This window comes from Streptomyces sp. CB01881 (assembly GCF_002953255.1).
GTDB lineage: Bacteria > Actinomycetota > Actinomycetes > Streptomycetales > Streptomycetaceae > Kitasatospora.
Genome location: NZ_CP026498.1, coordinates 644652 through 660582, shown reverse-complemented (window position 1 = coordinate 660582; position 15931 = coordinate 644652). Strand labels below are relative to the sequence as shown.

Below are 15931 nucleotides of genomic sequence, written 5' to 3'. Positions count from 1 at the left end.
CGATCGTTGGCCCCGCCCGGCTTCCCGTGATCACCGAGGGTGGGTCCGGCCGCGCGCGGGAGGTGCGCGGCCGTTCGACGAACCGAGGGCAGGGGCCCCTGGCGCCGCCCGAGGGGCCGGGCGCCGGAGCCCTCGGATCCCGAACATCCGGCAACACTCGGAATCACCGCCAGGCGCTCAGCTCCGGCCGCGAGTTCGCGGCGGCCAGCGGCGCCGGCGGAAGGGGAGGGAGTTTCACATGGCACCCGGTGCGGACACCGAGGTGGTCGGCTGCGTGGTGGTGCGAGGCGGCCAGTACGACGGCAAGCAGGGCGGGAGCTTCGCGGCGGGCGTCTCGGCACAGTCGGCGGGGGCCCGGAGCCTCTGCCTCCACCAGGTCACCCTGCCCCCGGGCAGTCGTGGCCGCCCGCACCTCCACGCCGGCCACGAGTCGGCGATCCTCGTCGTCCGGGGTTCCGTCGAGGTGTGGCACGGCGAGAAGCTCGACGAGCACACCGTCCTGAAGTCCGGCGACTACCTCTACATTCCGCCCGACACCCCGCACGTCCCGGTCAACACCGGCGCGGTGGACATGGTCGCCGTGGTCGCCCGGACCGACCCGGACGAGCAGGAGGGCGTCCGGCTGATCGATCCGCCGCAGTGGCTGATGGACCGGATCGGCTCCCTGCGGGAGGCCGCCCGCGGCTGATCGACCGGCCTTCGGCGGCCTCGGCCACCAGGGCCTGCTCGCCGGGGCCTGCTCGCCGGGGCCTGCTCGCCGGGGCCTGCTCACCTGGGCGGCGCACCCCGGTTGAGGTTCCCGGCGAGGGGACGGACGGTGAGAGCGTTCCGGTCCGCCGCGCTCCACGATCGTCGTGCCCGACCTTCGTCCCGCTGCACGGCGCTCAGCAGGAGGGCTCACCCGAGGGGCAGCCATGACGTCCAGCAGAAGAGTCCGCGTCCGCGCCGGCGTGGTGCTCGCCGCGGCGCTGACCCTGGTCGCGGGTTGCTCCTCCTCGCCCGGCGGCAGCTTGCCGAGCGGGGGTGCCTCACCGAGCGGCGCCCCGTCGGCCGGCGGCAGCGGCGGGCCGTCGTCCGCCGCCGTGGCGACGCTCCGGCAGAGCCTCGCCGCCTTCGAGAGGCCGCTGAGCGGCGACGACGCCCAGCGTGCTCTCGAAGGCCTCTCCGCGGCCCTGGACGGCGCGGTCGCCCAGGGGGTCGACCAGGGCACCATCGACGCCGAGCTGGTCATCTGGGAGCTGCGCCAGCTGAGCACCCCCGAGGGCGGGCAGACCTACCTGGCCAACGGGGCCGCCCTGGCCGGCCACGTCCTGCGCGCCGCCGAGCCCTCGCCGTCCGCCGCGCCGACCCTGGGCGCGGGGGCGGCGGCGTACCGGGACACGCCCAACGGCGGTGCCGGACTGTCCTTCTACTTCGTCAACGGCGTCCTCAACAACTTCGACTCGTCGACCCGGCTGAAGCAGCTCCTGGAGGAGTCGCTGACCCGGAGTCTCGGCTTTCCCGTCCACATCAACCTCGCATTCAACCCCTCCAGCCTGAAGATCGCGGACTACGTCGCCAGTACCTGCAGGGAGGCGACGAGGGTCACCAAGGACCACCCGATCAAGGAGGCCGAGGGCCTGGTGCAGAGCGTCTGCGTGCTGACGGGGTTCGGTGCGGGGGTGCTGCCGGTGGCGGTGACGACGGACTTCATCCAGAGCATCACGCAGAAGGTGGCCGACCCGAACTTCGCCTCCGACCCGGTCAACGTCAAACTCCTGGGCGACGTGCAGAACGATCTCCAGCAGGGCAAGCGCGTCGTGCTCATCTCGCACAGCCAGGGCGGGCTCTTCCTGCGCAACGTGCTGCCCAGGATCGGGGCCGGGCAACCGGTCGGTGCGCTGCTCATCGCCCCGCCGTACGGGACGGGGCAGGAGCTGGCGGCGGACCCGACGCGCTACGTCATGTTCGAGCACGACTGGCTCCTGGAGGAGGGCGTCTCGCACGTGGACCCCACGGTCGTGGCGGCGGAGCCGCAGACGGTCTACGACGGCTCCACGTACTCGACCTTCACCATCCACTACCTGAACAACTACCTGTACTGCGGCTCGGCCTCGGAGAAGCAGATCGGTGACCGCGCGCGCGAGGTGGTCGCCTGGGTCAACTCCGTCCCGGCGTCCCGGGGCGGGGCGCGCCCCGAACTGCCGGCCTCCCCCTGGGCGTCGCCGCGCGGCGACGGCCTGCCGGCGCAGGCGCCGACGTGCCCGGCGCCCCCGGCGGGGAGCGAGACCCCCACGCCCACCGAGTCCCCGTCCACCCCGGCCACCGAGAGCCCGGCCACCGAGAGCCCGACCGCGGAGAGTCCGACCGCCGAGAGCCCCACCGCGACGCCCACGGAGTCCCCGACCGAGTCCGCGACCGCCGTCGCGGCCTACTACGTCTTCGTCCTCACCAACGTCGCCACGCCCGGGAACATCCTCGTCGGTACCCTCCAGGACGTCGTCGGCAAGCGGACCTGCGACTTCACCGACGGCGGGCTCTGCGCCGACGCGGGCGGCCAGGACGTCCCGGTCCAGTACACGCCGCAGCTGGGCCCGTTCCCGACGCTCCAGGACGCCCAGGCCGCGTACTGCGCGAACGCCGCCAACCCGCACACCGGGCCGGGCGGTGCGGGCACCAAGGTGGACATCTTCGGGGACGGTTACTGGGCTGACAACATCGACTTCGCGTGCCCGGCCGCATCGCCGACCCGGTGACCGCCGAGGACGGCTCGGTCCGCGGTCTGCTCACCGCAGTGGCCGCGCCGCGGTCGGTCTACGTCGACGGCTACCTGGACGACCTGCGCCGCTACCTGGAGTCCACCGCACCGATGGGAGCGCACCGATGAGGATCCTCGCCCTCGGCGGCGCCGGCGCCATGGGCGTGGCCGCCGTCCGCGCGGCCGTCGAGCTGCCCGGCGTCCGCGAAGTCGTCGTGGCCGACCGTGACCTGCCGGCGGCCGGCCGGCTCGCCGGCGAACTCCGCTTCAGTGGAACGGCGTTGTCGGCGCAGCAGGTCGACGTCACGGACGCCGGGCAGCTCGACCGGGCTCTCGCCGCCGCCGACGTCGTGCTCAACACGGTGGGCCCTACTACCGGTTCGGCCCGGCCGTGCTCGCCGCGGCGATCCGCGCCCGCACCCACTACCGGGACCTCTGCGACGACTGGGAGCCGACCGTCCGGATGCTCGAACTGGACGGCGAGGCCCGGAGGTCGGGTGTCACGGCCGTGCTCGGCATGGGCGCCAGCCCCGGCGCCTCCAACCTGCTCGCCGCGCTGGCGGCGGAGCGGCTCGACACCGTCCACGACCTGTACACGGCCTGGCCGGTGGACGTCCCCGACACCGGCGAGGAGCTGACCGGGCCGGACGGGAGGGCGGGCGCCGCCGCCGTCCACTGGATGGAGCAGATCAGCGGCACCGTCGCCGTGGTCGAGCGGGGGCGGCTGGTGCAGCGGCCCCCGCTGCGGCCGGTCACGCTCGCGCTGCCGGGCGGCCGGGCCGGGACGGCCTACACCGTCGGCCACCCCGAACCGGTGACGCTGCACCGCAGCCTCGCGCCCACCGGGAGCGCGGCCTGCCTGATGGTGGTCACCCGGGGTACCGTCGCCTTCCTGGACGGGCTGCGGCGCGACCTCGACCGGGGGCGGCTGGACAACGAGTCCGCGGCGACCCTGCTGGCCGACCCCCCGCTCGGGCGCGCCCTGACCGCGGGCGTCCGGGCCGCCGGGCTCCGCGGCCCGGGCGGCCTGCCGCCGTTCTTCGCCGCCGCCACCGGCCTGCGCGACACGGCCGGCCGCTCGGCGTCCTCGCCCGCCCCGCCGAGGACCCGCCGCGCCTGCTCGCCGACATGGCCCTGGCCACGGGCGTCCCGCTCGCCCTCGGCCTCGCGCAGCTGCTGGACGGGACGGCCCGCCACCCGGGCGTCCACCCGCCGGAGGCCGTCATCGACGCGGCCCGGTTCTTCCGCGACCTGGAGCCCCACTCCCCGGGGGGTGTGGTGGTCGAGGAGACGGCCGGAGGGCGGTGACGGGGCGCGCCCCTGCCGAGGGCGCCGGGAGCGGTGCCCGTCCGGCCGCGGCGCTCACGGGCGGGGGTCGGCGCTCCCGGGGAGGAGGAGCGCCCGGTCCTGCCAGGCGCGCTCCCACTGGCGGGTGAGCGCCGGGTAGACGATCAGGTAACGGAACGGCGCGATGAGCGCCATGTACAGCCGCCCGAACCGGCCGTTCGGCTTGACCAGGACCGCCATCCGCAGTTCGTGGCCGCCGTCGCCGGTCGGTACCCACCCCAGGTGCATCAGCGTGTGGACGGTCTTGTTCGCCAGTTCGCGGACGGCTTCGTCGGGGAGCTGGTAGACGGGGGTGAGCGGCATGCCGCCGGAGTCGGAGCCGTCCACGGTCTCGCGGAGGTCCTGCGGCAGGCGGTCGCAGAGCGACGGGACCCGCGTTCCGAGACCCGTGTCGGGCCTGTCCCACCCGAGCAGGGCGCCGAGCTTCCAGCGCACGGCGAAGAGGAACCGGGCCGGAGGGCTCTGCCGGTCGAACCCGCCGCCCGCCCGCATCGCGGCGAGCATCACGGGGAAGTCGTCCGGCCCGGCCCCGGGGGTGCGGTACGACCACACGTCCTCGATCCGGAAGTCCCGGGCGAACTCGTGGATCCGCCAGGACCGATCGGTGTGGGCTTCGACAGGAAGTTTCATGGCCGGTGCGCCTTTCCCGCTCGGGGCGCCGTCTGCCGCCCCCGTTTTATACGCTTGCGTACAAGACGAGGCTAGACCCGGATATACGGTTGCGTATATCCGGCGACGAGTGAGGTGGGACACACCGTGGGCGCTGCTCGCACACCGCGCGACCGATGGGTGGAGGAAGGCCTGGCCGCCCTGGCCGAGGGCGGCCCGGACGCCGTCCGGATCGAGGTGCTGGCGAAGCGGCTCGGCGTCACCAAGGGCGGGTTCTACGGGTACTTCGCCGACCGTGACACGCTGTTGGAGACGATGCTGGACACCTGGGAACGGGAGAGCACCGACGAGGTGATCGACCGGGTCGAACGCGAGGGGGGCGACGCGAGGACCAAGGCCCGGCGCGCGGGCATACTCACCTTCTCCGACGACCGCCTGCGCCCGATCGACCTGGCGGTCCGCGACTGGGCCCGGCGCGACGCGGCCGTCGCCGAGCGCCTGCGGCGGGTGGACAACCGGCGGATGGCCCTGCTGCGCGAGATGATCGGCACCCTCTGCCCCGACCCCGACGAGGTCGAGGCCCGCAGCCTGATCGCCTTCTGCGTGGCGATCGCGCACCACAACGTCGTCGCCGACCACGAGGGCCGTACCCGCGCCGAGGTCCTCGCCCGCGCCACCGACCTGATGTTCGCGCCCGGCCACAGCAGGCCTGAAGCCTGACGCGCGACCGTCCTGACGTCCTGTCGGGGGGTCGGGGGTCCGAGGTCCGGAGTCGAGGGCCGGCGGTCGCTTGCCGGCCCGGCCCGGCCCGGCCGGTCTGCGGCCCACACCGTGGCCGCCCGCGCCGTCGGCCCAGGGGAGCCACCGCGTCCAAGGGCGGCCGGCTCACCGCGCCCGGGCGAGGAAGAGGTCGCTGAGGTGGTCCATGTCGATCCGGCCGCCGTGTGCGTCCAGGACGCGGGCCGTCTCCGCGAGGACCTGCTCGCGCCGGCCGGAGGGCAGGGCGCGGTAGGCCGAGAGCGAGGCCAGCAGGCCCAGGTAGCCGTCGGTGTCGTAGGACCGGTCCTGCCGGTACCGGACGGCACGCAGGTCGGTGAACCGGCCGTCCCGGCGGCACTCCGCCTCCGGCCAGCCGTCCGGCCCGAGCGAGCCACCGGGCACCTCGCCGAAGGAGGACGCCGGCTCGCCGTGCGGCGTGTTGGCCATCCCGTGCCGGCGGTCGACCTCGGCGAGTGCGGCCTGCAACCGCGCATCGCGGACCCGGTGCGGGTTCCAGAACAGCGCAAGCGCGCCACCGGGTGCGAGGGCGCCGTGGGCGAGGTCCCAGCGCCGCTGCGGGTCCAGCCAGTGCCAGGACGAGGCGGCGAGGAGCAGGCCGAAGCGCCGCCCGCCCGGCTGCCAGTCCTCGAAGCGGCCGGACCGGACCCGGACGGCGGGAAACCGCGCGGTGTTCCGGCGCAGGACCTCGGCCATGCGCGGGTCGGGCTCGATGCACACGAGCGGAGTGCCCGGTTCGGCGAACGGCACGGTGGCCTTGCCGGTACCCGCGCCGACCTCCACCGCCGTACGGTCACCCAGGGCCGCGTATGCCAGCACCTCCGTGACCAGCGCGTCCGAGTACCCCGGCCGGGCCGTGTCGTAGAGCTCGGCCACCTCGCCGAACAGCTGGGCGCGTGCCCGGTCGACCTGTTCCCCCGCGGTCACGCGCACCCCTCTCCCCGGTCGGCGAGCGGTCACTCTACCGACCCTCCAGGGCAGTTGGGCTCCTCGGGGTCCTGATCACCGTCCGGTCAGTTCGAGGGCCCGTTGAGCGAGCCACAGGTCGTGGACGACGGTCGGGGGGCGTGTCAGCGAGCGTTGCAGTAGCACTTCCGCCCGTGCCAGCCGCTTGCGGACGGCGGACTCCGAGAGGGACAGCGCCCCGGCAGTGTGGCCGATGTGTGCGTCCAGGTGCAGCCAGGTGCCGATCGTCTCCGCGACGGGGGTCGGGGTGCCGGTGTCCTGAAGGGGGCGGAACTGCCGGTGCGCCCATGACGCGACGCGCGGCAGAACGAGGAGCTCGTCCAGGGACGGGGGCGGTGTCGGTCGGCCTTCCCCCGTGCCGCCGTCACTCCTGTGGGACGCGGTGCGGCCGGCGGCCGCGTGGAGGGCGAGGGCCAGGGCGGACTGGTCGGCGAGCCGGGTCAGGTCCAGGCGGAGCAGCTCCTGAACGTGGGCCAGGCGCGCGGCCAGAGTGTTGCGGTGGATGTTCAGAGCGGTGGCGGCTCCGGAGGAGAACCGGAGCCACGCGCCGGCGGTGGCCAGGAGCTGTGGGCCGTCCGGATCCTGCGTGCGCCGGGGGAGGTGAGATCGCACCGGCGAGAGGAAGGAGTCGGACCAGGCCGCCACGGCGGGCCCGATGGTGAGTGCGAGGTCCGGTTCCCCCGCGAAGGTGGACAGCCGGCTGGTGCGGTGGCGTGCGGCGGCCAGGGCGTGGAACGCCTGGGCGTAGCCGGTGGCGGTCTCCCGCAGGTGCAGGGGATTGCTCACCCCGAGCCGGAGGCGCTCGGCTGTCGAACCGTGGGTCGCCCAGACCGGGAGGGCGGCGGTCGGGCAGGGGGGCGGGGGTGCGAGGACGAGCATGTGGTCGTTGTAGACGGGGCACGGCACGACCCATGCGTCCTTGTTCGTCTCGGCTATCCGGAGCGCGAGTTCGCTGCGCGCCTCGTGCGGCCCTTCGACGACGTACATCTGCATGACCTCGGGCAGGGTGGGCCGGAGTGCTCCCGCGACGTCCTGGGCGATCGCCGTCTGACCGTCCATCAGGAGGCGCAGGACGGCTTCCCTCGTCCTGGTGTCCGCGGTGCGGAGCCGTTGCCGGCTCCGCCGTGCGTCCTCGGCGTGCCAGGTGAGGCCGAGGATGGAGACGGCATCCGCGAGCAGGACCGGAAGGTCGGGAGCCGCGGGCCGGCGCGCCACCGCCGTGAGGAGGGGCGCGCGGAGAGTCCGGTCGTTGTCGAGGACGAGGATGAAGCACGTGAGTTCGCCCTGGTCGATGACCGCCGACTGCAGCCCTCGCTCGGCCATGTCTCCGGCTCCGCGCAGGCACGCGGCCCGCGCGGTGTCGTCCGACGGGAACGTTCCGGCCCTGGCCCCGGTGCCCGAAGGGTTCATCAGGAAGACGTCGGCCCCGGTGCGGTTGGCCAGCCAGCGCAGCACCTGCGGTGTCCCGCCCTTGCGGCCGGCGTGATGCATGGCCAGGATGTCGGCCGCCCGGCCGGATCGCCCGACCGGTGATGACATGTCTGGCATGAGATCGCTCTGCACAGTTTCCCCCCGCGCATTCCGTACTGACGGCCGCAGACTATGGGATCACTGTGCACTCCGGCACCGTTCGAACCCGGTTGCTGTGCAGCTCCGCACTTTGCCCGTTCCGGTGCTGCCATAAATTCGACGACAGGTCCGCGTGTGGCGTCCGGTGTGCGGCGGAACGCAGGGCGCCGCACGGGGACCGGTAGAGCACGGAGGCGATGTTCGCCGTTATCGGCATTCCACGAGGGAGACATGAAGGTATTCCAGAGGTCATTCACGGCGCCCGCCGCCCACCGGCCCGGGCGCCCGGTGCGGGGCGACGGGAGAGTTGTGCGGCACGGCACCCTCAAGGTCCCCGACAGCGCGTGGGCACAGGAGACCTCCGGCAGGCGCGGTAGGCGCCCCACGGTGCACCATCAGGGGCGGATCGACGTCGATCCCCGCTCCAATCCCGTCAATCGGCCGCACGCAGTGACCCGCTGACGGGAACGGCTGCGAACCGGGCAACCGACGGACGAATTCCCGTGCCGGGAATAACCGGAACCCATTGCGTCATATGGCCGTGACCGGCCTCACATTCGGGGCGCGACAGGTTCCGCCCGAATGACGGCCCTTCATGAGTGACGGTCTCGATCGCCACGTCGCCGGGGAAAGCGACGTGCTCCTCGGGCTGTCCCGCCCGCCCGTAGCGCCACGGTTCGATCGACTGCGCGCGGACGGGGCTCCCTGCCGACCGGTGTCCCGGTTCGGGGCCCTCATGGCCCATCGGCACCACCTCTCACAAGAGTTCCAACCCATCACCAAGGACAAAGGGGTACCCACATGCCCGACAAGCGCGTCACCCGTGCTGTCACAGCGCTCCTCACGGCAGGCCTTGCCTCCGCCCTTCTCACCGCCGTGCCGGCCCAGGCCGGAGCGACGCCGCAGAGCGCCGCCTCCGTGAACGCGACCCTCGACGGGGACGTGGGCGGCGCCGGCCAGGGCCCGATCACGCCGAGCGAACCGGGCACCGCCCCGTGGGCTTCCGCCACGTCGAACGTGAGCGCGCCGAGCCTGACGCGTAGCCAGGTCATCAACCGGGCGGCCTCGTGGGTCGACATCGGTCTGAAGTACAACGGCAGCAGCAGCTACCAGGGCTACCGCACGGACTGCTCCGGGTACGTCTCGATGGCCTGGAAGTTGAGTTACTCGCTCACCACTCCCGAATTCGTCCCCACCGGGGTGACCTCCCGGATCGGCAAGGAGGACCTCAAGCCGGGCGACGCGCTGCTGAACGACGCCTACGGGAACGACGGACACATCGTCCTCTTCGAGCGCTGGGTCGACAGCTCTCACAACTCCTACATGGGCTACGAGTTCAGCGGAAGCGGCGTCCATCACCGCGAAATCCCGTACCCCTACTTCCCTGGCACTCGCGGCAACCCCTACAGGCCGGTCCGCAACAACAGCATCGTCGACGACGCCACACCGACGCCGCCGAAGCCGGCGGCGAACAACCGGACGCTGGAGACGATCCAGGGTGGTGCGCTGCACGAGGTCTACACCAACGGTTCCGGCTGGCAGGACAACGCGGTACCGGGTGTGGGAAACCTGAGTGCGCTGGCCTTTGCCTACAGTCCGTCGGGTCAGCGGGTGATCGAGGCCGTGGAGAACGGCGCGCTGCACGAGATCTACACGGCCGCCGACGGCTGGCACGACGAGGCCGTTCCGGTTTCCGGGACGATCGACTCCCTCGCCTTCGCCTTCGACCCGAACACCGGGCACCGGGTGATCGAGGCGGTCGAGGGCGGGACGATCCACGAGATCTACACCGACTCGACCGGATGGCACGAGAGCGTGATCCCGGGTGTGGCGAACGTGAGCGCGCTGGACATCGCCTACAGTCCGTCGGGCCGGCGGGTGATCGCGGCGGTCGAGAACGGTGTGCTGCACGAGATCTACGCCGACGCCGACGGCTGGCACGACAACGCCGTGCAGGGGGTGGGCGGGAACATCAGCGCGCTCGGGTTCGCGATCAACAAGGCGACCGGGCAGCGGGTGATCGAGGCGGTCGAGGGCGGTGTGCTGCACGAGATCTACTCCGACGGCGGGGTCTGGCGCGACAACGTCGTTCCGGGAGTGAGCGGCAACATCACCTCCGTCTCGGTCAAGGTCAAGGCCAGCGGCGACCGCGTCGTGGAGATCGTCAACGACGGTGCGCTGCACGAGGTCTACAGCGACTCCACGGGCTGGCAGGACAACGCCGTCCCCGGAACCGGGGGCAGCGCCAGCGCGGTCTCCTTCGACCTCACCCTCTGAGCGGTCCGTCCCGGGTGCCCGGTACGAAGCGCGTACCGGGCACCTCGCGAACGCCTTCCGGCGTACTCGCCCGCGCTGCCGGCGTACTCGCCCGCGCGTTCCGGCGTACCCGCCCCGCGTCGGGCAGACCGTCAACCGAGACCACCCCAAGGAACATCCATGTCCATGCAGCGCACCCGCACCCGCACCCGCTCCCGTCTGAGCCGCGTGCTCGCCCTCGGCGCCGCCGTCCCGCTGGCCTCGGCGACCCTGGCCGCCACCGCCGGCTCCGCGACCGCGGCCTCCGTGGCCACCTGGGACAAGGTTGCGCAGTGCGAGAGCGGCGGCGACTGGTCGATCGTCTCCTCCACGAGCCCCCGTTACTACGGCGGCCTCCAGTTCCTCCAGTCCACCTGGATCGCCAATGGCGGCGGCCAGTACGCGCCGTACGCCAACCAGGCCACCAAGCAGCAGCAGATCCTGATCGCCGAGAAGGTCCTCGCCTCCCAGGGCCAGAACGCCTGGCCGGTCTGCGGCCCCAGGGCCGGCCTCGGGGCCGACCACGCGAACCCGTACCCGGACAACCCGGGGCCGGTGACCCCGCCGAAGCCGGAGGCCAGGACGCTGACCTGGTACCTGTCGGACAACGCGGCCTCCGCCGTGTCCACCCGCCCGGCCTTCGGCTTCGGGAACACACCGATGATCCCGCTGGCGGGTGACTTCGACGGGGACGGCACGGACACGCAGGCGGCCTACGACCCGACGACCTCGACGTTCTTCCTGGCGAACTCGGGCAGCGCGGCGCAGTCGACGCTGGTGTTCGGCAACCCGGGCAACCGCCCCGTGCTGGGCCGCTGGGACGGCACCACCTCGCAGCTCGGCGTCTACATGCCCGACACCGCCAAGTTCTACCTCCGCCACGCCAACGGCGACGTGACCTCCTTCGCCTTCGGCAACGGCGGCGACTGGAAGCCCGTCGCCGGCGACTGGGACGGCGACGGAACCGTGACGGTCGGCCTCTACGACCCGGCCACCAGCACCTTCCACCTGCGCAACAGCAACACCGAGGGCCCCGCCGACCAGACCGTCACCTTCGGCAACCCCAACAGCATCCCCCTGGCCGGCGACTGGGACCACTCCGGCCGCACCGACGTCGGCGTCTACATGCCCGGCAACCACACCTTCTACTTCCGCCACGACGACGGCACGGTCACCTCCGTCAGCTACGGCAACGCCGGCGACACCCCCGTCACCGGCGACTGGGACGGCGACGGCCGCGCCACCCAGGGCGTCATCCACTCGTGATCAACCGAGCGGGCCGACAGCCTCCGTCCTGATCCCCGGGACCGGGCGGTCGTGCACCACCGAGGTCCGGGCCGGCGGGTTCGGCCCCGACCGACCGGGCCGTGATCGTGCTGGGCCCCGACGGGCATGCCGGTCGGGGCCCTGACGCATGTCGCCGGAGGGTCACTGAGTCCCCGTCAGAGGTCCTGGCCTGGGCAGACAGGAGGACGGAGTCGCCAGGTGATCGTGTGGTTTGATGTCCGCTGATGATCTTCGAGGTGAAGAGCGCAACGGGGGCACCGTGATGGACAAGCTGAAGCAGTACGGACGCAATCTCGCACTGGCGGGGACGGCCGCCGCACTCGCCCTGGGGACGGGGGCGTGCAGTTCCGGCAGCGCCGGGGCGGCGTTCAGCGCCGGCGTGGTGCTGTCGGAGCCGGACCAGGTGCGGGACGCGCTGCCGAGCCCGACCTCGCTCCCCCCGGGGTGGCGGCTCGCCTCGGGCGCGAAGCCGCCGAAGGCCATCGAGCAGGCCGAGGCGTCCAGCACCTGCCGGAAGAAGCTGTCGAGCAGCTGCTCCGGTCTCCGACTGGGCGGCACCGTCCGGTACGAGCTGGCTTCCAACACCGACAACGACATCCGCTTCACCATGCTGACCTTCGACACCGCGGAGAACGCCGGCCCTGCCTTCGAGGCGATGGTGACGTCGCTGGAGAAGGGCAACAGCAAGGCGCACCGGATCACCCTGAAGGCGGCCGCCGAGCAGTCGCAGGGCTTCGAGCAGCCCGCAGACTCGTCCGACTCCGCGGGTGACGTCGTCGCCTCGGCCATGGCGCTGCGGGTCGGAACCGTCGTGGTCCTGATCGAGCTCGACGAGGACGAGCGCGACCACAAGACGCTGCAGCAGTTCACCGCGCTCCAGGCGGAACGGATCAGGCGGGTCCAGCAGGGTACGAACCCGGACGCCTGACGCGGACGCCTGACGCCCGCTCGGCGCCCCGCGCGCCGCGTTCGGCCCCAGCGCGCCCGCCCGGGACCTGGAGGCGCGCCTACGGAGCCGTGGTCTGCTGGTCGGCGGCGGCACTGCGGTCACCGGCGGGCGTTCGTTCAGGCTGCCGACCGCCGTGGTCGTCCCGCTGTTGATCGTGGTCTCGGTCGTCACCGCCCGGACGGCCGTGACGGTCCTCGGGGCGGACCCGGGCGCCGCAATGGTGCTGAGCAGCCTCGTCGCCCTCCTGGTCGCGGTCGCCCTGACCCGCCGTGCGTCGCACCCCGACCCGTACGAGCGGCCCGCTCCCCCCGTGTGCTTCCCCTTCTCGCCGCGTTGCGGGCGGGCGAGCCGCTCCCCCCCGGGCTGGCACCTCCCGGAGGACGCCCCCACTCCCACGGGCCGCACCACCTGGGCCGCCCTGGCCGTGACCGGCGTGGGAACCCTCCACCGCCGCCGCCTCACCACCGCCTTCCACGGCGGCCAGGCTTGGCCCCCGCCCCGCAGGGACTCCCGACCGGCCGCCGGACGAAGCCGGGTGGATGTCGTCCGCCCGGCTTCGTCCGGCCGGCCATGAGAGGTCCGGAACACCGTCGCTCGGCATGATCACCCCTGCCGGATCCCTGCGCGCGGCCGCAGATCACGGGATCACGGTGCACTTCGGCACCGTTCGGCCCTGGTTGCTGTGCAACTCCGCACTCCGCCGACCCCGTTGTCGCCATAGATTCGACCAGCGATCGCACAGAGGCGCCCGGCGTGCGTCGGAACGCGGGCACCATGCGGGGGATCGCCGGACCACGGGGCCGGCGATCCCCCGCAGATGAAGCCGCCTTCCAGTGGGTCGGAGGCCCTGACGATCCGAATCGTCACGTCGACGGGGTGTGACGTGCCCTTCGGGTGCCCCCGGGCGCCACAGCACCAGCTGCGGGCGGGGCGAGCTCTATTTCTGCCGGTGTCCCCGGCACGGGGCCGACCGGCACCCGCCCCCTTCCACGAGGCTTCCCTTCTCCGAAGCGAGGAACGCCCCGTCGATGTCACCGGTCAGGTCCGAGAGGTCGAAGACCCGGCCGTCATCGCCGAGGACTGCCGGAACCTCTTCCCCGCCGGTCCGATCCGCAGTGGCTTCACACCCTGACCCCCGTCACAGGTCCGCGGGCCGGGACTCTTCACCGAGCCAACACATCGGATGTATCTGTGACGCCATGACCGCACGAGTGTTGGCCGCCCACTGCAAGAAGTCCTCCGATGCCTGTCGGCGCCCCTCGGCAAGGGTTCCGACAGTACTCTAACTGTTTCTCAAATCTCCATCCCTGAGGGGTGATAGCAGTTCGTTCGGCCCGGAGCGGAGGCCCCGGCGTTGCGGTTGAGATTCGTCCGAAGTTTCCCTATTGTCAGCCGGGTGCCAAGCTCATAAGGTCCTCGTGATCGCAAGGCATCCGATGATTGCGGAGGGCCCGATCCGGCGTGCCTGCCACGAATCCCCACATCCAGGAACGGCCTCCCTCCTGTATGACGGCCGGGAAGGGCAGTCCGGCTCAACCACCCCCGCCTCACTTCCGGGGACAGGCCTCTCGGTCCCCACCACACCGGCTCCCTGCCCCCGCAGGGGAGCCGGTCATCCCAGCCCAGGAGATCAGCACCATGAACCCTCGCTCCTCCAGCATCGCGGCCACCGCCGCCGCCGTGGTCGTCCTGGCGGGGCTCGCCACGGGCTGCAACCGCGGCAGCGACTCGAACACGGCCGCCGCCGGCGGCAGGCCGGCCATCGGTGTCGACCTGCCGCGTGCGGACTCCGACTTCTGGAACTCCTACGCGCAGTACGTCAAGCAGGACGCCTCCGCCCAGGGCCTGAACACCCTGCCGGTGAGCAACTCCCAGAACGACGTCACCAAGCTCGTCGCCAACGTCCAGGTCTTCCAGAACACCGGCGCCAAGGCCGTCGTCATGGCCCCGCAGGACACCGGCGCGATCGCCTCCACCCTCGACCAGCTGTCCGCCAAGAAGATCCCGGTCGTCAGCGTCGACACCCGCCCCGACAAGGGCAACGTCTACATGGTCGTGCGCGCCGACAACAAGGCCTACGGCACCAAGGCCTGCGAGTTCCTCGGCCGGCAGCTCGGCGGCAAGGGCAAGGTCGCCGAACTCCAGGGCGCGCTGAGCTCCGTCAACGGACGCGACCGCTCCGAGGCCTTCGCCGCCTGCATGAAGGAGAAGTTCCCCGGCATCGAGGTGATCGAGCTGGCCACCGACTGGAAGGGCGACGTCGCCTCCGCCAAGCTCCAGTCCACCCTCGCCGCCAACCCGGACCTGGGCGGCGTCTACCTGCAGGCCGGCGGCGTCTTCCTGCAGCCCACCCTCGCCCTGCTCCAGCAGAAGGGCCTGCTCAAGCCCGCCGGCCAGAGCGGCCACATCGCCATCGTCTCCAACGACGGCATCCCGCAGGAGTTCGACGCGATCCGCAGGGGCGACATCGACGCCACCGTCTCCCAGCCCGCCGACCTCTACGCCAAGTACGCGCTCTACTACGCCAAGGCCGGCGCCGAGGGCAAGACCTTCCAGCCCGGCCCGACCGACCACCAGTCGACCATCATCTCCCTGCCCAACGGCCTGGAGGACCAGCTCCCCGCACCCCTGGTCACCAAGGACAACGTCGACGACAAGTCCCTCTGGGGCAACAACGTCGGCAAGTAACCCCACCGACCGATCGTCAACGGCGGCACGGACTCCCCCCCTTCCGGGGCCGCCGCCCACGGATCCTGCGGAAAGGACACCCCCGCCATGGCGGACCCCAGCCCCGTCCGGGGCCCCGTCGTCGAGGCCGACGGGATCAGCAAGCGCTTCGGCGCCACCGTCGCCCTCCGCGACGCCCGCATCTCGGTCGCACCGGGCGAATCACACGCCCTGGTCGGCCGCAACGGCGCGGGCAAGTCCACCCTCGTCTCGATCCTCACCGGCCTGCAGAACCCCGACACCGGCACCCTGCGCTTCAACGGCGAACCCGCCCCCGCCCCCGGCGACACCGACGCCTGGCGCTCCCGGGCCGCCTGCGTCTACCAGCGCTCCACCATCATCCCCGCGCTGACCGTCACCGAGAACCTCTTCCTCGACCGCCAGAGCACCGCCGTCCTGCGCCCCATCCGCTGGAAGCAACTGCGCGCCCGCGCCACCGGCCTGCTCGCCGAGTACGGCGTGGACGTCGACCCGACCGCACGCGCCGAGGACCTGACGGTCGAACAGCGCCAGTTCGTCGAGATCGCCCGCGCGCTCTCCTTCGGCGCCCGCTTCATCATCCTCGACGAGCCCACCGCCAAGCTCGACGCCCGCGGCATCGACAAGCTCTTCGACAAGCTGCGCTCACTCCAGGAGCAGGGCGTCGCGTTCCTGTTCACACCACCTGC

At 72.3% G+C, this 15931-nt stretch carries 14 protein-coding genes and 2 pseudogenes; 12 read left to right on the top strand and 4 right to left on the bottom strand.

Going from position 1 to position 15931, the window contains the following annotated elements; genetic code table 11:
* Positions 1 to 238 precede the first annotated feature (238 nt).
* From C2142_RS03155 to C2142_RS03140, 5 genes and pseudogenes are all read left to right on the top strand, one after another.
* Complete coding sequence (locus tag C2142_RS03155) at positions 239 to 688, top strand: cupin domain-containing protein (protein WP_174315576.1); 450 nt, start codon at positions 239 to 241, stop codon at positions 686 to 688.
* 226 nt (positions 689 to 914) lie between these two features.
* Positions 915 to 2735 (top strand): hypothetical protein, encoded by a 1821-nt coding sequence (locus C2142_RS03150; protein ID WP_194235750.1) that lies wholly within the window; start codon positions 915 to 917, stop codon positions 2733 to 2735.
* On the top strand, positions 2708 to 2866 hold the full coding sequence (locus tag C2142_RS03145; protein WP_153882749.1) for a hypothetical protein: 159 nt from the start codon (positions 2708 to 2710) through the stop codon (positions 2864 to 2866). The genes C2142_RS03150 and C2142_RS03145 overlap by 28 nt, the downstream gene beginning before the upstream one ends.
* Positions 2863 to 3054 (top strand): annotated as a pseudogene (locus C2142_RS39220) (saccharopine dehydrogenase); the annotation flags it as partial. The gene C2142_RS03145 and the pseudogene C2142_RS39220, both read left to right, overlap by 4 nt.
* Before the next feature lie 74 nt (positions 3055 to 3128).
* Positions 3129 to 4184 (top strand): hypothetical protein, encoded by a 1056-nt coding sequence (locus tag C2142_RS03140; protein ID WP_241003352.1) that lies wholly within the window; start codon positions 3129 to 3131, stop codon positions 4182 to 4184.
* Here C2142_RS03140 and C2142_RS03135 read toward each other — a convergent pair.
* Positions 4100 to 4714 carry a DUF2867 domain-containing protein gene (locus tag C2142_RS03135; RefSeq protein ID WP_148640967.1) on the bottom strand — a complete coding sequence of 205 codons (615 nt, stop codon included), beginning with the start codon at positions 4712 to 4714 and terminating at the stop codon, positions 4100 to 4102. The two genes, C2142_RS03140 and C2142_RS03135, sit on opposite strands and share 85 nt — an antisense overlap.
* Positions 4715 to 4840: 126 nt before the next feature.
* On the opposite strand from C2142_RS03135, the gene C2142_RS03130 reads away from it, so the two are divergent.
* A complete protein-coding gene (locus C2142_RS03130; protein ID WP_174315575.1) occupies positions 4841 to 5413 on the top strand; it encodes a TetR/AcrR family transcriptional regulator in 573 nt (190 codons plus the stop codon).
* Between the two features lie 165 nt (positions 5414 to 5578).
* Here C2142_RS03130 and C2142_RS03125 read toward each other — a convergent pair whose 3' ends face one another.
* Together C2142_RS03125 and C2142_RS03120 are read right to left on the bottom strand one after the other, a co-directional pair.
* Positions 5579 to 6397: a class I SAM-dependent methyltransferase gene (locus tag C2142_RS03125; protein WP_148640965.1), complete on the bottom strand. Its 819-nt coding sequence runs from the start codon at positions 6395 to 6397 to the stop codon at positions 5579 to 5581.
* A 75-nt stretch (positions 6398 to 6472) separates the two neighbouring features.
* The gene (locus C2142_RS03120; protein ID WP_162002395.1) at positions 6473 to 7975 is read right to left on the bottom strand and encodes a helix-turn-helix domain-containing protein; all 1503 of its coding nucleotides are present in this window, start codon (positions 7973 to 7975) and stop codon (positions 6473 to 6475) included.
* A gap of 831 nt (positions 7976 to 8806) precedes the next feature.
* Here C2142_RS03120 and C2142_RS03115 point away from each other — a divergent pair.
* The 4 genes from C2142_RS03115 (at position 8807) to C2142_RS03100 (ending at position 13110) form a co-directional block, all read left to right on the top strand.
* The gene (locus C2142_RS03115; RefSeq protein ID WP_148640963.1) at positions 8807 to 10282 is read left to right on the top strand and encodes a hypothetical protein; all 1476 of its coding nucleotides are present in this window, start codon (positions 8807 to 8809) and stop codon (positions 10280 to 10282) included.
* 159 nt (positions 10283 to 10441) lie between these two features.
* Complete coding sequence (locus C2142_RS41405) at positions 10442 to 11566, top strand: transglycosylase family protein (RefSeq protein WP_277347218.1); 1125 nt, start codon at positions 10442 to 10444, stop codon at positions 11564 to 11566.
* Positions 11567 to 11801: 235 nt separating this feature from the next.
* Positions 11802 to 12515, top strand: a complete 714-nt coding sequence (locus tag C2142_RS03105; protein WP_148640962.1) for a hypothetical protein — start codon at positions 11802 to 11804, stop codon at positions 12513 to 12515.
* Between the two features lie 154 nt (positions 12516 to 12669).
* On the top strand, positions 12670 to 13110 hold the full coding sequence (locus C2142_RS03100) for a hypothetical protein (RefSeq protein ID WP_148640961.1): 441 nt from the start codon (positions 12670 to 12672) through the stop codon (positions 13108 to 13110).
* A 432-nt stretch (positions 13111 to 13542) separates the two neighbouring features.
* On the opposite strand, the pseudogene C2142_RS39210 reads toward C2142_RS03100, so the two are convergent.
* Positions 13543 to 13635: pseudogene (locus C2142_RS39210) on the bottom strand (2-hydroxyhepta-2,4-diene-1,7-dioate isomerase); the annotation flags it as partial.
* 539 nt (positions 13636 to 14174) lie between these two features.
* On the opposite strand from C2142_RS39210, the gene C2142_RS03095 reads away from it, so the two are divergent.
* Both C2142_RS03095 and C2142_RS39205 read left to right on the top strand, forming a co-directional pair.
* Positions 14175 to 15224 (top strand): sugar ABC transporter substrate-binding protein, encoded by a 1050-nt coding sequence (locus C2142_RS03095; protein ID WP_148640960.1) that lies wholly within the window; start codon positions 14175 to 14177, stop codon positions 15222 to 15224.
* Positions 15225 to 15311: 87 nt separating this feature from the next.
* Positions 15312 to 15931: ATP-binding cassette domain-containing protein (locus C2142_RS39205; protein ID WP_241002343.1), on the top strand; the 620-nt coding region annotated here is incomplete at its 3' end.

Excerpts from the sequence above, each read along its gene's own strand:
- C2142_RS03115 (WP_148640963.1), top strand. The coding sequence starts at position 8,807 with ATGCCCGACAAGCGCGTCACCCGTGCTGTCACAGCGCTCCTCACGGCA.
- C2142_RS03150 (WP_194235750.1), top strand. The coding sequence starts at position 915 with ATGACGTCCAGCAGAAGAGTCCGCGTCCGCGCCGGCGTGGTGCTCGCC.
- C2142_RS41405 (WP_277347218.1), top strand. The coding sequence starts at position 10,442 with ATGTCCATGCAGCGCACCCGCACCCGCACCCGCTCCCGTCTGAGCCGC.
- C2142_RS03135 (WP_148640967.1), bottom strand. The coding sequence starts at position 4,714 with ATGAAACTTCCTGTCGAAGCCCACACCGATCGGTCCTGGCGGATCCAC.
- C2142_RS03155 (WP_174315576.1), top strand. The coding sequence starts at position 239 with ATGGCACCCGGTGCGGACACCGAGGTGGTCGGCTGCGTGGTGGTGCGA.
- C2142_RS03095 (WP_148640960.1), top strand. The coding sequence starts at position 14,175 with ATGAACCCTCGCTCCTCCAGCATCGCGGCCACCGCCGCCGCCGTGGTC.
- C2142_RS03120 (WP_162002395.1), bottom strand. The coding sequence starts at position 7,975 with ATGTCATCACCGGTCGGGCGATCCGGCCGGGCGGCCGACATCCTGGCC.
- C2142_RS03105 (WP_148640962.1), top strand. The coding sequence starts at position 11,802 with ATGTCCGCTGATGATCTTCGAGGTGAAGAGCGCAACGGGGGCACCGTG.